Annotated in this window: 13 protein-coding genes and 2 pseudogenes; 8 read left to right on the forward strand and 7 right to left on the reverse strand. The window is 69.5% G+C overall.

Features of this window, described 5'->3' with window-relative positions; all coding sequences use genetic code 11:
• Positions 1-66: 66 nt before the first annotated feature.
• From AAFF41_RS19405 to AAFF41_RS19420, 4 genes are all read right to left on the reverse strand, one after another.
• On the reverse strand, positions 67-924 hold the full coding sequence (locus AAFF41_RS19405; protein WP_343324319.1) for a fumarylacetoacetate hydrolase family protein: 858 nt from the start codon (positions 922-924) through the stop codon (positions 67-69).
• Between the two features lie 125 nt (positions 925-1,049).
• On the reverse strand, positions 1,050-1,757 hold the full coding sequence (yidC, locus tag AAFF41_RS19410) for a membrane protein insertase YidC (protein ID WP_343324320.1): 708 nt from the start codon (positions 1,755-1,757) through the stop codon (positions 1,050-1,052).
• Between the two features lie 186 nt (positions 1,758-1,943).
• On the reverse strand, positions 1,944-2,270 hold the full coding sequence (locus tag AAFF41_RS19415; RefSeq protein ID WP_319747759.1) for a DUF6412 domain-containing protein: 327 nt from the start codon (positions 2,268-2,270) through the stop codon (positions 1,944-1,946).
• Between the two features lie 99 nt (positions 2,271-2,369).
• Positions 2,370-2,918: a winged helix-turn-helix transcriptional regulator gene (locus tag AAFF41_RS19420; RefSeq protein ID WP_319747756.1), complete on the reverse strand. Its 549-nt coding sequence runs from the start codon at positions 2,916-2,918 to the stop codon at positions 2,370-2,372.
• Between the two features lie 133 nt (positions 2,919-3,051).
• On the opposite strand from AAFF41_RS19420, the gene AAFF41_RS19425 reads away from it, so the two are divergent.
• Positions 3,052-4,458: an MFS transporter gene (locus AAFF41_RS19425; protein WP_319747754.1), complete on the forward strand. Its 1,407-nt coding sequence runs from the start codon at positions 3,052-3,054 to the stop codon at positions 4,456-4,458.
• A gap of 262 nt (positions 4,459-4,720) precedes the next feature.
• Here AAFF41_RS19425 and AAFF41_RS19430 read toward each other — a convergent pair whose 3' ends face one another.
• Positions 4,721-5,560 carry a class E sortase gene (locus AAFF41_RS19430; RefSeq protein ID WP_319747752.1) on the reverse strand — a complete coding sequence of 280 codons (840 nt, stop codon included), beginning with the start codon at positions 5,558-5,560 and terminating at the stop codon, positions 4,721-4,723.
• 188 nt (positions 5,561-5,748) lie between these two features.
• On the opposite strand from AAFF41_RS19430, the gene AAFF41_RS19435 reads away from it, so the two are divergent.
• Together AAFF41_RS19435 and AAFF41_RS19440 are read left to right on the forward strand one after the other, a co-directional pair.
• Entirely contained in the window at positions 5,749-6,768 is a 1,020-nt protein-coding gene (locus AAFF41_RS19435) for an SEC-C metal-binding domain-containing protein (protein ID WP_343324321.1), read from the forward strand.
• A 263-nt stretch (positions 6,769-7,031) separates the two neighbouring features.
• Positions 7,032-8,609, forward strand: a complete 1,578-nt coding sequence (locus AAFF41_RS19440) for a substrate-binding domain-containing protein (protein ID WP_343324322.1) — start codon at positions 7,032-7,034, stop codon at positions 8,607-8,609.
• A 73-nt stretch (positions 8,610-8,682) separates the two neighbouring features.
• Here the strand turns inward: AAFF41_RS19440 and AAFF41_RS19445 are convergent, their stop codons facing one another.
• Positions 8,683-9,159, reverse strand: coding sequence for a hypothetical protein (locus AAFF41_RS19445; protein ID WP_343326316.1), 477 nt, complete (start codon positions 9,157-9,159; stop codon positions 8,683-8,685).
• 45 nt (positions 9,160-9,204) lie between these two features.
• Between AAFF41_RS19445 and AAFF41_RS19450 the strand changes: the two are divergent.
• The 5 genes and pseudogenes from AAFF41_RS19450 to AAFF41_RS51615 all read left to right on the forward strand — a co-directional run.
• A pseudogene (locus tag AAFF41_RS19450) lies at positions 9,205-9,755 on the forward strand (Z1 domain-containing protein); the annotation flags it as partial.
• Between the two features lie 99 nt (positions 9,756-9,854).
• Complete coding sequence (locus tag AAFF41_RS19455) at positions 9,855-10,256, forward strand: very short patch repair endonuclease (RefSeq protein ID WP_267061926.1); 402 nt, start codon at positions 9,855-9,857, stop codon at positions 10,254-10,256.
• Positions 10,253-11,224, forward strand: coding sequence for a DNA cytosine methyltransferase (locus AAFF41_RS19460; protein WP_343324323.1), 972 nt, complete (start codon positions 10,253-10,255; stop codon positions 11,222-11,224). Before AAFF41_RS19455 ends, AAFF41_RS19460 begins: the two co-directional genes overlap by 4 nt.
• Positions 11,225-11,432: 208 nt before the next feature.
• A pseudogene (locus tag AAFF41_RS51610) lies at positions 11,433-11,918 on the forward strand (DNA cytosine methyltransferase); the annotation flags it as partial.
• Positions 11,919-12,298: 380 nt separating this feature from the next.
• Positions 12,299-12,562, forward strand: coding sequence for a DNA cytosine methyltransferase (locus AAFF41_RS51615; protein WP_425526138.1), 264 nt, complete (start codon positions 12,299-12,301; stop codon positions 12,560-12,562).
• A 209-nt stretch (positions 12,563-12,771) separates the two neighbouring features.
• Here AAFF41_RS51615 and drmB read toward each other — a convergent pair whose 3' ends face one another.
• Positions 12,772-14,628 (reverse strand): DrmB family protein, encoded by a 1,857-nt coding sequence (gene drmB / locus AAFF41_RS19470; RefSeq protein ID WP_343324324.1) that lies wholly within the window; start codon positions 14,626-14,628, stop codon positions 12,772-12,774.
• Positions 14,629-14,630: the final 2 nt, after the last annotated feature.

Genomic DNA, 14,630 nt, shown 5'->3' on the forward strand with positions numbered 1-14,630 from the left:
ACAAACCGGCACCCGACAAAGCACCCCGACCCCCACCCGCACCCCCCGCCGAACCCAACGGAGTGCCTACGCGGGTTTGAACTCCTGCCGCTGCCTGCCCAACCCCCCGATCTCCAGCTCCACCACATCCCCGGCCCGCAGATACGGCTTCGGCTCCGGCTGCCCCAAGGCAACCCCCGCCGGCGTCCCCGTGTTGATGACGTCCCCCGGATAGAGCGTCATGAACTGACTGACGTACCGGACCACTTCCGCCACCGAGAAGATCTGCTCGGCCGTGGTCCCGTCCTGCTTCAGCTCACCGTTCACCCACAGCTTCAGCGAAAGACCCTGCGGGTCCGAAACCTCGTCCGCCGTCACCAGCCACGGCCCCAGCGGATTGAACGTCTCGCAGTTCTTGCCCTTGTCCCACGTCCCCCCGCGCTCGATCTGGAACTCCCGCTCGGAGACGTCGTGCGCCACCGCGTACCCGGCGACACGCGCGAGCGCCTCCTCGTGCGACTCCAGATAGCGGGCGGTACGCCCGATGACGACCGCGAGTTCGACCTCCCAGTCGGTCTTGACCGACCCACGCGGCAGAAGCACGGTGTCGTCCGGCCCGACCACCGTGTCCGCCGCCTTGAAGAAGATCACCGGCTCGGCAGGCGGCTCGGCCCCGGTCTCGCGGGCGTGGTCGTGGTAGTTGAGCCCGATGCAGACGATCTTGCCGATCCGGGCGAGCGGCGGCCCGACGCGCAGCCCGTCCGCGTCCAGCACGGGCAGTTCGCCCGACTCGGCGGCCGCACGAACCCGCCCGAGCGCCGCGTCGTCGGCGAGCAGCGCCCCGTCGATGTCCGGCACGACGCCCGACAGATCCCGGAGAATCCCTTCGGCGTCGAGCAGCGCGGGCCGCTCCGATCCCGCCGTACCGACTCGCAGCAGCTTCATGATCCCAGTCTCCCTCGATCGCGGGCAGCCACCGACGGGTGCAGCCATCGGAGGACTGGTCGATCCTCCAAGCTGCGCGTCCACTCCGCAATACCCCGTTCACGGACTGGACCGCCGCCCCACCCTCAGGGATACAGGACCGCCCGCTCCACGGCACTCCAGGCCGTACTGGTCACCACGTACAACGCGGCGGCCAGCGGCACCACCGCCACGGTGACGAGTGTGAAGAAGGACAGGAACGGCACGAACGCGCTCACCGCGCCGAGGCCGGGCATCTCCGCCGCGTCGGCGGCAGGCGCCGAGGCGGCCATCGTCCGCTTCGTACGCCGGTAGTTGAAGACAGTCACGGCGCCGACAGCCACGAACAGAGTGAGGTAGACGAGCCCGGCGGCACCGAACACCCCACCGCCCCCGAGCACGTCCAGCCACCGCCCGCCGAGCGGTGCGGCGAACAGCCGGTGGCTCAGCAGCTCGTTGGCCTCACCGCCGACGGTGGAACTGGAAAACAGGTGATAGAGAAGAAAGAAGGCCGGCAGCTGAAGGAGCCCGGGCAGAATCCCGGACAGCGGCGACACCTTCTCCTTCTCGTGCAGTTCCAGCACCGCCTTCCGCATCCTCTCGGGATCCTTCCGATGCTTCTTGCGCAGTTCGGCGACCCGCGGCCGCAACGCGGCACGCGCCCGCTGTCCACGCGCCGCCGCCCGGGACAGGGGATGCACGAGCAGTCGTACGAGCGCGGTGAACAGGACGATCGCGGCGGCGGCAGCGGACGCGTGGAACAGCGGTTCGAGCAGGTCGGCGAGCCGCTCGACCAGCCCGGCGAAAGCGGACATGGGTGTGGGCGTGAAAGCGGACGGGGGGGCAGACATGGAGGCGGACATGAACGTGGACATGGATGAGCCCTCCGGGGGTCTCGTCGTGCCGGAATGAGAAATGACGCATCGGCATGACGACCCGCGTGGGGTACGCAGACAGGGGTTGTACGACTGGCGAGTGCTGGCGAGTTCCTGCCGGGATCCCTACGCGGCGGCCGTCAGGAGGGCCCGCCCGGGCGCTCGGGGGCGCGGACGCCCCGAGGCGTCGGGATCACGTTGAGGCAGGAACGCCGTACGGTGCTCACGGTCGCGGATCGCCGTACGAACCCGCGTACGCGGGACTGCGGACGCGCGGCGCGAGCCGACGAGGGCGCAGACGGCGAGCGCGGCCCCGGCCGCGGCGGTCGCGGTGAACGCGACGGCGACGGCTGCCGGGAGGCTGCCGGCGTCCAGCACGGCGAGTTCGAGGAGCAGCGCGAGCAGAAGGGCGGCAGGGCGCAGAAGTCGCGCGTTCGCCGAGTTCCGGACCACGGACCACCTCTCCTCTCGCCTTCTCGTACGTGAGCTCGTGTCCCCCCGTACCTGCTTACGCATGACCGGTGTCGGTCTTATGCGTGACCGGCGTCGGCCTTACACGTGACCGCTGTCGGTCTCTGCGTGACCGGTGTCGATCGGCTCCAGCAGCCGCCTCGGCTTGAGCAGCGCCCGGCTGACCGGATCCGCCGGGTCCGGATCGAGTCCGGGTCCCGGCACCATTTCGACGTCCGGAACGGGTACGACGGTTCCACACGTGGCACATTCGCCGTACGAGCCGAGCTCCGTACCGCAGGTCGCGTGCCGGAAGTAGCGCAGCTGCGCCTCGCCGAGGTGCTCGCGGCCCCACCGCCCGAGCGAGCGCAGGGTCGGCCACAGGGCGATGCCACGGTCGGTGACGACGTACTCGTCGCGCGGCGGCGACTCCTGGTAGCGGCGCTTCTCGAGGATGCCCTCGGCGGTCAGCGCCTGGAGGCGGGACGCGAGAACGGCGCGCGGGATGCCGAGGTGGACGAGGAAGTCGTTGTAGCGCCGTACGCCGTAGAGCGCGTCGCGCACGACGAGGAGCGTCCACCGCTCGCCGACGATCTCGAGCGCGCTGGCGATCGAGCACTCCTGCGTCGCGTAGTCCTTGCCGAGAGCCATGACCCCACTGTAGCCACTTTTCGACCTGTCGGTTCAATGAACGAACCTGGAGTGCTACGGTCGACCCACGGGGGCGGTTCATTCACTGAACCTACCCTTCCACCGATCCGCTCCGGAGCCCGAAGGGCAGACCATGTCCCAGCTCGATCACGCCACCACCGCGAAGGCGTCCTCGACACCCCCCGGCACGCCCCTCGAGACGCCCCCGCGGGCGACCGCCACCCTCGCCGTCACCAGCGCCGCCACCGCCGTGGCCCTGATGACGTACACCGCGCCGATGGTCACGCTCCCCGACACCGCCGCCGCGCTGCACACCCCTGTCTCCGCCCAGGCCTGGCTGCTCAACGGCACCCCGCTGGGCCTCGCCGCGCTGCTCCTGGTCGCGGGCAGCCTCGCCGACGACTACGGCCGCCGCCGGATCTTCCTCTCCGGCACCATCGCCCTCGGCATCACCACCGCGCTCGGCGCGCTCGCGACCTCCACCTGGCTGTTCACACTGGCCCGCGTCGCGCAGGGCGCGGCGAGCGCCGCGATCCTCGCCAGCAGCCTGGGCCTGCTCGTCCACGCCTTCCCGACCGCCCGCGGCAGGCTGCACGCGACCGGCGTGTGGGGCGCGTTCGTCAGCGGCGGCATAGCCCTGGGCCCGCTGCTCGCCGGCGCGATCGCCCAGACCCTGAACTGGCGGATCGCGTACGCCGTCCTGGGCGCCGCCGCGCTCCTGGTCGCCCTGCTGGGCACCCGGGCCCTCACCGAGTCCCGGGCCTCCCGAGGCGGTCGTCCCGACCTGGCCGGCGCCTTCACCTTCGGCCTGGCGCTGGTCGCCCTGGTGGCCGCGCTCACGCTGGGCCGGGACGGCTGGCTGCGCCCCTCGGTGGGCCTCCTGCTGACCGCGTTCGTCGTCCTGACGACGGCGTTCGTGTTCGTCGAACACCGCACCCGTACGCCCATGATCGACCTCTCCCTGCTCCGCCACCGCCGCTTCCTCGCCTCCTCCGCGAGCGGTCTGTTCACGGGCCTCGCGGTGATCGGCCTGTTCAGCTTCCTGCCGGCGCTGCTCCAGCAGACCCTGGGCCTGTCCGCGCTGGACACGGCGTGGCTGTTCCTGCTCTGGTCCGGGCTGTCCTTCGGGGTCGCCCTGCAGGCGCGGCGCCTCGCGGGCCGGGTCTCCCCGCGCCACCAACTCGCCCTCGGATTCGCGCTGCACGCGGTCGGCGTCCTGACGATGCTGGGCGCGCTCGACGCCGGTTCATGGACCCGTCTGCTGCCCGGCTTCCTCGTCTCCGGCGTCGGCAGCGGGCTCCTCAACGCCGCGCTGCCGCTCGTCGCGGTCGAGTCCGTCCCCGCGAGCCGCGCCGCGATGGGCTCGGGCGCGCAGCAGACGTTCCGCTACATCGGCTCGTGCGCCGGCGTGGCCCTGACCATCGCGATCGTCACCTCCACGGGTGGGCTCGCGCACGGCGCGGACATCGCGATCGCGGTCTCGGCGGGGCTGGCGCTGGTGGCGGGCGCGAGCGTGCTGGCCCTTCGGGACCGGGTCTGACGCCGGCCTGGCGGGGCCGTTTCCTCGGAGGGGACGGATCTCCGGGCGGGGGTGTTCTCCAGGCGGGGTGCTCTCCGGGCGGGGTGCTCTCCGGGCGGGGTGCTCTCCAGGCGGGGTGTTCTCCGGGCAGGGGCGCACTCCGCGCGCGACCGTTCCCCCGGACGGGACGGATCCCCGCGCAGACCGTTCCCGCACCCGACGGTTCCCCTCACGGAACCGTTCCCCGCACAGGACCGTTCCCCTCACGGGCCGGTGACCGTGGTCAACGCGGGCGCGTGGAGGTCAACTTTCCCCACACCACGAGCCGATACCGGGAGGTGTACTCGGGCGTGCAGGTGGTGAGGGTGATGTAGTACCCCGGCGCGCTGTATCCGTAGGCGGGCCGAACGGTACTGCGCGGCATCTCCCGAATGACCCCTCCGTCATGCGCGGAGGTCTGCGCAAGCGTCTTGTCGACGACGTAGACGTAGCGCCCCGCCGCCGTCTCGACATCGATCTCGTCCCCCCGCCGCAGCCGGTTGATGTACCGGAACGGCTCCCCATGAGTGTTCCGATGCCCCGCGAGCGCGAAGTTCCCCGCCTGCCCCGCCTGTTGGGTGTGCGGGTAGTGCCCGACGTACCCCTTGTTGAGGACATCCCGCTTGCCGACCCCCTCCGCGACCGGCACACGAAGACCGAGCCGGGGAATGGAGAGCACGGCGTACGCCTGGGACGACCGGGGCGTTCCCCGAGCCCGCCCACTCCCGGTGGACGCCCCGGAGCCACCCCCGCCGGACGCTCCGGAAGCACCACCGGTGGACGCGCCACTCCCCGCACCCGACACCCCCGCCCCCAGCTCCTGCCCCTCCCCCTTTCCCTCCGCCTCCCCACTCCCCCACTCCTTCTCCAACGCCTGGACCTTCCTCTCGGCGCCCTCCCGGGCCTGCCGATTGGTCCACCAGAGCTGATGCACGACGAGAAGCAGGAGAAGGAGACCGACGGTGACGAGCACCTCGCCTCCGCCCCACACCACCCGCCGGTACGCGGCCCGCCGCCGCCGAGTGCCGTGATCCACGACGCCGGGAGCCCCGAGGCCGCGCCGCACGATGCCGGGAGCCCGCATACCGATGCCTCGCCTCCTCGACTGCCTCGCCTCCTTGACCGGGCCCGCAAGATAAGGGCTGCGCCCCGAACTCACCAGCCCCATGACCGCCCGAACCGTTCGTCGGTACCCAAGGGCACCGAAGAGATCCCACCCTCTGGCCTGCAGGTATCTCTCCCTCGAACGGCATCGGCAGTACGGTGTCCCCCATGCGCCCCGACACGTCTGCCGAGCACGTCGACCACCACGCCGAAGCAGCGCGCCTGGAGCGGACCGCAGGCCTCTACCCCGAGGACGCCGAACACCTGCTCGTGCAGGCCGCGGCCCACCTCGAACTGGCCGGCGACCGCCCCGGAGCCACCGCGCTCTACGACCGCCTGCTGTCGTCCTCGACGCCCCTGGAGCATCCCCACCTGGTCCGCGCCCTCAAGGCGTCGAACCTGTGGGAGTACGGCCACGAGGCCGAGGCCCGGGCGATCATCGACGGCATCCGCGCCGCGTCCCCCCGTGACCCGGCCCCCTGGGTGATCGTGGCCGAGGCCCTGGAGTCCCACGACGAGCTGGAAGCGGCGCAGGAGACGTTCACCCAGGCCGCGCAGCTCCTCCTCACGGAGACGTCGGAGCCCCCGTACGCCACCCACCCGCTCCTCTTCGGCCGCCACCGCGTCCGCCGCATGCTGGGCGCGGCCCACGACGACTGGGACTCCCTGGCCGACACGCTCCACTCGTCCCCGGTCTCCCTCGACGAACTCCACGACCCGAAGCGCGTCTGGTCCCTCGGCTCGGACAACCCCGCCGAACTCCAGGCGGAGATCTCCCGCCTGCGGGCGGAGCTGGGCACGTTCAGGGAGGCGCTGTCCCGCCCGTTCCCGGTGGCGATCCTGCACTGGCCGACCACCGAACTGACGGAACTCCTGACGGCGTACCCCACCCTCACCTCGGAGTACCCGTCCCACGAGGAACACCTCGCGACCATAGAGGCCTCGCTCCGGGAACTGGCGACCTCCGGCACCCCGAACCTCGGCATCGTCACGGGAACCGTCCCGTCCTACGAGGCCTTCGCCGCCTCGGAGGCCTCCTCCCCGTCGGACGCGACCCTGCTCCCGCAGTACGCGACGACGCTGGCGGCACGGGGGCTGGCGGTGGCCTGGCCGCCGCAGCGGGGGGTTGAGTGCTGGTGCGGGTCGGAGCGGGGCTATGGGGAGTGCCACGGAACCACCGCCCAGTAACGCGCCCCTCTCTCCCCGGCTCCCCCGGCCTCGGGGCCGGGGGACCGGGCGTCATCAGCGTGCCCTCCGGGCCCCCGAAGCCATGCCGTCGCTCCGTTCGGCTGACGTCACTCGCTCGGCCGACGTCGCTCCACTGGGCAAACCCCAGGTGTCCCAGATGACGCCCCGGTGAAATCAATCGCAAGGATCCGAGCACCCCCGGCACCCCGGGAACGCGCCCGCCACCATGGCCCTCCCAGCCCCTTCTTCCGCGGGAGTCGACCGTGAACGGTTCCTGGCAACTCGCGTTCGCCGTACTGGGCTTGGCCCTCCCCGGGATCGCGGCGCTCTGGGAGTTCGTCCTCGTCGGCGGCAAACGGCTCGGCTACCGGGTCCAGATGGACACGACCGCCCGGGACGAACGCGCCTTGCCGTACGCCGGGGTGCTTCAGCAGATGCAGCGGACCAACGGCGGGCCGCTGCGTGACCCGTCGTTCGTGCTGCTGCGGATCGAGAACAGCGGCTGGGCCCCCATCGTGGAGCACAGCTACCTGGCGCCCGACCGGGGCCACGCGGGCATCCAGGTCAAGTGCCGGGGCCGCCGCGTCGTCGGCATGGTCGTGACCGAACTCAGCCGCAACGAGCTGCGCGGCTTCTTCACGCCGAGCAGCGACGACCAGCACCCCACACCGCACGTCCCCGGCCTCGGGGTCACCGACGGCGTCATCGAACTGCCCAAGGTGAAACTGAACCGCGGCGACCACTACAAGGTGCTGGCGGTCCTGGAACGCGAGGAGAGCTTCACGGACGACGAGTTCCCCGAGCCCGAGGTCGTCGCGAGCATCGTGGGCGGAGTACGCCGCGGGAAGATCAAGAAGACCGAGTACTACCCGTTCGCCTCGAAGCCGGTCAGGTGGGTGCTCGCCCTCCTCGTCATGGTCAGCGCCGTCCAGTCCATCCTCACGTTCACCAGGCACGATGCCACGGCCGCACCACTGGACTGCGCCACGGGGACGCTCACCCTGTCCGGTTCCACCGCGTTCGCGCCAGTGCTCCAGGAGGCGGCGAGGCAATACCACAGGACCTGCCCCGACGCCTTCATACCCATCACCAACGACACGTTCCACGGCAGCGTGTCGGGGCTCGACGCCCTCGCCGCGGCGGGCCGGAAGGCCAAACCGACGGGCAGCCAGGGCCTGGGCGACCGGCTGGCGTTCAGCGACGGACCCAAGAGCGACGGCCGTCCGCAACTGCTCCCCAGACCCGTCGCCCTGTCCCTGTTCGCCCTGGTCGTCAACAAGGACGCCGGCGTCCAGGACCTGTCCCTGAAACAGATCAGGAACATCTACGTCGGAAAGATCACCAACTGGAGCCAGGTGAAGGGCAACAACGTGCCCATCCACCTCGTCAGCCGCAACCCCGGCTCGGGCACCCGGACCACACTGGAACACCAAGTGCTGGACGAAAAGCCCCTGTTGGCCGTCACCGCGAACGACTGCACGGCACTGGACGAGAACAAGCCCGGCCGCTGCGAGGTCAGCGACACGGAGACCCTCCTCCGCACCGTGGCCTCAACACACGGAGCCCTCGGCCACAGCGAGGTCCGCGCCGCCACCGCACACGACGACGTCCAGCAGATTCGCATCGACGGCTACCCGGCCACCCTTGAAGGCGCGGACGAGGGCGCCTACCCGTACTGGCAGACCGAGTACGCCTACACCTACGGAGAGCCGCCCGCGAACTCCCTCGCCGCGGGATTCCTGCGCTACCTCGCCAACGAGGTCGGCAAGGACATCATCCGCTCCCACGGAGACCGCCCCTGCGCCGAACTGGCCAAGCCATTGCTTTGCCAGCCCAGTTAGCCTCGGGTAAAGAGTCGGCCGCCGCAGCAGCGGGTCGGCGCGGGTCCTGAAGCGCATGGCACGAACAGCGGTCCTACTCGCGTGTTCCTCCTTCTGACCACAACACTCGGACTGGGACCCCGTTCCGTTCGGCGTACGCCACCACATCCGCAGTGCCCCCGTACCCCCACGCCGGTTTCCCGTCCCAGACAGCGAACAGTTCCTCGGCCAAGCCCACCAGGATCTCGCTGCCCGCCATGTGCGCGTCCGAGTCCGACGCCGTCCTGCCCGTGTGGTGCACCCGTGCCGCACGACGCATCAACTCGTCGTAGACCGGCCAGTGACTTTCCGAGAGACCTTCGCGGTACTGCTCAGCGGGAACGACGACTTCTAGCTCTCCGCCATGCTTCAGCACGGCCTCCGCGAACCATGCGTCCGGGCCATCCGCGATGCACGAGACCCCCACCAATTCAGCGGCATCGATTTCGCGAACAGCCGCTTCGAGAAGCTGGCGAACCTGCTGCTCAACATCTCGGCTCAGACCCCGATGCCCGGTGATCCCGACACGAATGGACGTTCCCCCTCCTACAGAGAGACGCCGTGAAGGCGTTCATCGAAGCCGGACCGCACCCGTCCCCTGCACGACCCGGCGAACCTGCATGCGGCCCGCGCACGCGTCATGGTCGTGAAGAAGAACAAGTCGGTCCTGGAGAATCTGGTCAAGGACCTCAAGAAGATGGGCCCGATCCTCGGCGAGATACCGGCCCTGATCATCGACGACGAGTCGGACCAGGCTTCGGTGAACACGACGGACCCGAAGAAGTGGGAGGACGGCAAGGTCACCCGCACGGCGATCAACGGCCAGATCAGCAAGCTCCTCAAGCTCCTGCCGCGCGCCCAGTACGTCGGCTACACCGCGACTCCCTTCGCCAACGTGTTCATCGACCCGGGCGACGAGGAGGACCTTGGGCGATCGCCTCCAGGAAGCCCTCGACGCCTTCGTCCTCACGGGCGCTCTGAAGCTCTACCGCGCCGACCACGGCGTCACCTCCGACCTCCGACCCCTTCCGTCACCACACGATGCTGGTGCACGAATCGGTCCGCATGGCCGAACACGCCGCACTCGCCCTGCGCATCAGCAGCTGGTTCCGCGCGGTCGACTCGAGCCGGCAGGATGCAGTGGTCATCGACCGAGACGACGTACGTTCTTGAGGCTCGACAGCAGTGGACAACGTAAGGCCCTCCTCTCCCGGCGTCTCCGCACGCATGTCCCGACAGGCCAGCAAGGACACGAGCGCCGAACTGGCCGTACGGCAATTGCTGCACGCGGCGGGCCTGCGCTATCGCGTGGAGTACCCCGTGCCGGGCATGGCGCGGCGGCGCATCGACGTGGCCTTCACCCGGGCCAAGGTGGCCGTTCTGATCGACGGGTGCTTCTGGCACGGGTGCCCCGAGCACGCGACGCAGCCGAAGTCGAACGCAGAGTGGTGGCGGCACAAGCTGGACCGCAACATGGCGCGTGACGCGGAGACCACCGAGCACCTCGTGGCCGCCGGGTGGGAGGTCCTGCGGTTCTGGGAGCATGAAGCGCCGGAGGATGTGGCCCTGCGCGTCGCGGCGGCGGTGACGCGACGCAGAGCCCAACGGGGACGGGGGACGAATCGATGAGCGGGCTGACCTTTGTGGACGTGTGCTCCGGGGCGGGTGGACTGGCCCTGGGACTGGAGCAGGCCGGCTTCGAGCCGACACTGCTCCTGGACGAGGACGCCGATGCTTGCCGGACCCTACGGGCCAACCGACCGCACTGGAACGTGCTTCAAGGGGACCTTCTGGACCTCGACCCGAGCGAGCACCCGGAGAGCTATGACGTGGACCTGCTGTCCGCGGGACTGCCGCGGGTGAAGTCCAATGCCACTGCCGCACGGACCGAGTCGGGAGAGGAGGAGCGGCTGCTGAAGGCCGCCGTCTACCTCGCCCACGCGGTCAAGCCTCGGGCCATGGTCGTCGAGAACGTGCCCGCCCTCGCGGACTCCGACAGGTTCCACGACTTCCGCGAGTTCGCCCGCGCCGAACTGGAGCATCTCGGTTACGAGTTCAGCTGGTTCGTCCTCAACGCCGCCGACTTCGGAGTGCCGCAGGACCGCAAGCAGGGAGTGCTGGTGGCGCTCAAGAAGCGGTGGTTCCCGGCCTTTCGGCCGCCCTCTGGGACCGTGACGGATCATGTGTCGGCCGGCGAAGCCCTGGCACCCTCCATGCGGTCGCGTGGCTGGAAAGACGCCGACCGATGGGCGGCCCAAGCGGCCACCGTGGCTCCGACGCTGGTCGGCGGGTCGAAGAATCGCGGTGGGGCCGACCTGGGCCCGTCCGGAACCAAGCGGAAGTGGGAGAAAATGGGGGTGAACGGCCACTCGCTGGGCGATGAGATCCCCGGACGGGACTTCACGTGGACGCCGGAACTCGGCAAGGACCATATGGTGCGGCTCACGGTGGACCAGACAGCCCTGCTCCAGAGCTTCCCGAAGGACTGGGAGATCACCGGAAAGAAGACGGCCCGCTACCGGCAGGTCGGCCACGCCTCTCCGCCGCCGGTGGGCGAGGCACTGGGCTTGGCCATAGCCCACGCGCTGCGTTCCTGAACGAAGATTTTCCTGGTCAGGGCAGAAATGGCGGGCGCCAGAAGGTCTGCCTGATACCCGCAAACGCAGGACGCCCGGCCGGCTACACTTGCACCCCATGACCCGAGCACCACATCCGGACGCGGACGCGTTCATGAACGCGAACCAGGATCCACCCGTGATCGTCGATCTCTTCGCGGGGCCGGGTGGCCTGGACATCGCAGCCGAGATGCTCGGAGTACGCGCTATCGGTGTGGAGTGGGAGAAATCGACCCGCGCGACCCGGCACGCCGCCGGTCTACGCACCACCGAGGTGGGCGACGTGGCGAAGCTGAACCCGCTCGACCCCGAGGTTCGCTCTGCCCGCGTCCTCACCGGAGGTCCGCCCTGCCAGACCTACTCGGTGGCGGGTAACCGAGAGGGACACAAAGCCCTCGACGAGGTGCTGGACCTGGCCCAGCTCGTGGGAGACAGCACGACCGTCGGGAAGCTGGAGAAGGCATGGGCGGAGGTGGAGCGGAGAGCCGTCGACCTGGAATGGGCCGACGAGCGCACCGGACTCGTGCTCCAACCGCTTCGGTGGATCGTCGAGAAGAAGCTCAAGTCCGATCCCTATGAGGTTGTGGTACTGGAGCAGGTCCCAACCGTCCTCCCCGTATGGAAGAAGTACCGCGAGATCCTTCGCGAGCTCGGGTACGACGCGGATTGCGAGATGCTGCACACCGAGGAATACGGGGTGCCACAGACACGTCGTCGCGCGGTGCTGATCGCCCGTTACCGGGGGGCTGGCAGAGGCCGCAGCGTCGAGTTCCCGCCGCTGACGCATCAGCGCTATCGCAAGGGGGCGAAGCGCCTCTCCGCGGTGGAGGAATCCGAGGTGCAGACACCTGCCCTCCCGCAGAGCCCGCTCTTCGGTGCCCCGGCCTCCCACTCGGTGAAGCCATGGGTCTCCATGGGCGACGCGCTCAAGGACTCGCGTTCAACGGACTTCGTCGTCCGCTCCAACTACGGGTCGGGGGTGATCCCAAGAAGCGAGGACTCCGCGCCTCCGACGCGCCGGCGGCCACGGTCACCGGCAAGGTGCGCCGAAACACAGTGCACGACCTCAAGGGCTACAACGCGGACGGTGAGCCCGAACTGGGTCCGGAACAGGAGCGGTTCACGTTCCGCGAGGCCGGACTGCTGCAGACCTTTCCGGCCGAGTACCCCTGGCGAGGCACCGACGTCGCGCAGCAGATCGGCAACGCGATCCCGCCGCTCCTGGCCGTGCACGTCCTGTGCACGGCACTGGAGCTGGACGAGAGCCGCAAGGAACGAGCCATCGAGGCGCTGAAGTCCTGGCGCCCTCCCCACCTGTAGGACTAGGACGAAAGGCGGATCACTCCTCCTCCGGGCCCTCCTCGCTCTCTTCCTTCCTTCGTACGGGCGCGTCCGCGAAAAGGTCCGCCAGGCGCTCCACCGAATCCTCGGGGGCACGCTCCTCAGCAGGCCCGACGGGAAGAGGGCAGTGTACGGCCAAGCCCCTCTCGCCTGGCCGGTGTACGTGCCGGCCCCGGACCGCCAGGGCGTCAGCGAGTGAAGAAGCCTGGCACTCGACCGTCCGGTGTCCCGACGAGGGCTGCCCGGTCGAGCAGGATGTTGTTGTTCTCGCAGCTCGTCTCGGGGAGCAGTAGACAGGCATGGCAGGCGGCCACGTTCAGGCTGTCCGCGCCGCTCGACTCGGACTCCATGCACAGGGGGTCGTTCGAGCACCAGCTCGCTCTATGCAGGGCAGCCCGGAGCGAGGCTTCGAGACGGTCCGGTTCACCCTGGGCGACGACGCCGCCGAGGCTGCCGGCGGAGTCGCTGGTGGCCGTGTAGACGAGTACGCCTGCCATGCCTTCCTCGCCGTAGATCCGCTCGCGAAGGGAAGCTGCCGGGTAACCGCCGTCCAGACTCCATTCGTTGATCAATATGTGTGCCAGGGCATGCAGAAGGAGAAAACGGGGCGTGGCGGGTGAGGGCGGAACCGGCTTGTCCGAGTCGCCGATACGTGCTGCCAGCAGCCTCTCGTGATTTTCCCGGATCAGGGTGGCGCGAGCGACTTGCCCCGGTTCCTGCTCCCAGACTCGCAGCCGCTCAGGGTCGAGACGAACGAACACCCCTTCACCGCTCACTTCGAAAGCCGGCAGCCAACTCGGCCGGTCCAGTGAGATCGCGGCCTCGCGCAGTGGGGAGTCCGCCGGACTCGGTTCCTCCACGCGCCGGAACGACTGCAGTGCCCTAACCTCGCGCAGTCGCTTGATCAGCATCACCTGAGCCAAGCCATGGGACGAGAGCAGAGCGCCGATCGGGGTGGTGGGGGGCTCGCAGACGAACTCCTGCTCCTGGTCCGCGACTTCGGGGTGCGGCGTGGACAGGCTCTGGTACTCGCCCTCGTAGATCTCCTGCCGGTAGTTGCGTGCGCGCTTGGCAAGCTCCGTTCCATCGGCCGGCTCCGTCGCGGCGGCCTCGGCCGCGCGCCGCCGCTCGACCTCGGCCACCACGTCGTTGCCGGTGTACTCCGGGTGGTGACGCAGCAGTTTCTGCATGCGCACGTACGCCTGGATCGAGGCGGCATCCTCATGTTTGAAGACTTCGTAGTACGGCGCGACGAGCTTGGCGATGCCCTGGCTCCACGGGGGGATGGAGAGAGCCGAGTACATGACCGGGAACCACACCGAGGAGGAACCGCGCTGGAGGGTGCGCGGTGGCTCCTGGCAGCTCACGGCTGGAGCGTCCTTGAGCCAGGGGCTACGGCCGGCGCACCGGATGCCGAGGTCCTTGAGGGCCTGCCGTCGGAACGACCCCTCCATGGACACCTCCTCCACCCCGCAACTGCAACCGATCAACACGGCACGCAGCGATGCGGTCGAGCCGTCGGCCCGGAACGTCAGTTGCCCCCCGCAGGCCCCGGATGTCGTCCGGTTGCCCCTATGGAGCCACTTCCAGTAGGGGAAGTCCTCCAGATGGCCGTGCGTGCACGCGATCACGAAGCGGGACGGGACCAGGTTCTCCTGACAGGTCGAGCACTCGGCCCGGCCGGCGGGCGAGTTGAACTTGCGGAAGGGCTGCAGTTGATGGCAGTTGGGGCATGAGTACATCTCCGGGAAGCGCACTGCCCGTACGCCGTCCCGGGCCTTGTCGGGATCGGGAGCCGGTGGCATCCGGAAGCCGGAGACGCCCAACTGCCAGGCCAGACGGGGCTCCGAGATGACGGGAGCCTCGGAGATGTCCCACGAGTCGATGCCGCGGACGAGGAAGGACTCGTTCTCCACCGCGATCATGGCTCCGACACCGTACGTCGTGATGAGCTGGGCCCGGCGGATCTCTCCGAGCTTGCGGGCGGTACGGGCCGGGGTCGACGGGAGGCCGCGGCGACGAGTGCGAGGCGGGACGGGGCTCATGC

It is taken from the genome of Streptomyces mirabilis, from assembly GCF_039503195.1.
Taxonomy (GTDB): Bacteria; Actinomycetota; Actinomycetes; order Streptomycetales; family Streptomycetaceae; genus Streptomyces; species Streptomyces mirabilis_D.

What these genes read in the sequence shown, in the direction of transcription:
- drmB (WP_343324324.1), bottom strand. Translation starts at nt 14,628, where the DNA reads ATGAGCCCCGTCCCGCCTCGCACTCGTCGCCGCGGCCTCCCGTCGACC.
- AAFF41_RS19460 (WP_343324323.1), top strand. Translation starts at nt 10,253, where the DNA reads ATGAGCGGGCTGACCTTTGTGGACGTGTGCTCCGGGGCGGGTGGACTG.
- yidC (WP_343324320.1), bottom strand. Translation starts at nt 1,757, where the DNA reads ATGTCCGCTTTCGCCGGGCTGGTCGAGCGGCTCGCCGACCTGCTCGAA.
- AAFF41_RS19420 (WP_319747756.1), bottom strand. Translation starts at nt 2,918, where the DNA reads ATGGCTCTCGGCAAGGACTACGCGACGCAGGAGTGCTCGATCGCCAGC.
- AAFF41_RS19405 (WP_343324319.1), bottom strand. Translation starts at nt 924, where the DNA reads ATGAAGCTGCTGCGAGTCGGTACGGCGGGATCGGAGCGGCCCGCGCTG.
- AAFF41_RS19425 (WP_319747754.1), top strand. Translation starts at nt 3,052, where the DNA reads ATGTCCCAGCTCGATCACGCCACCACCGCGAAGGCGTCCTCGACACCC.
- AAFF41_RS19435 (WP_343324321.1), top strand. Translation starts at nt 5,749, where the DNA reads ATGCGCCCCGACACGTCTGCCGAGCACGTCGACCACCACGCCGAAGCA.
- AAFF41_RS19430 (WP_319747752.1), bottom strand. Translation starts at nt 5,560, where the DNA reads ATGCGGGCTCCCGGCATCGTGCGGCGCGGCCTCGGGGCTCCCGGCGTC.
- AAFF41_RS19455 (WP_267061926.1), top strand. Translation starts at nt 9,855, where the DNA reads ATGTCCCGACAGGCCAGCAAGGACACGAGCGCCGAACTGGCCGTACGG.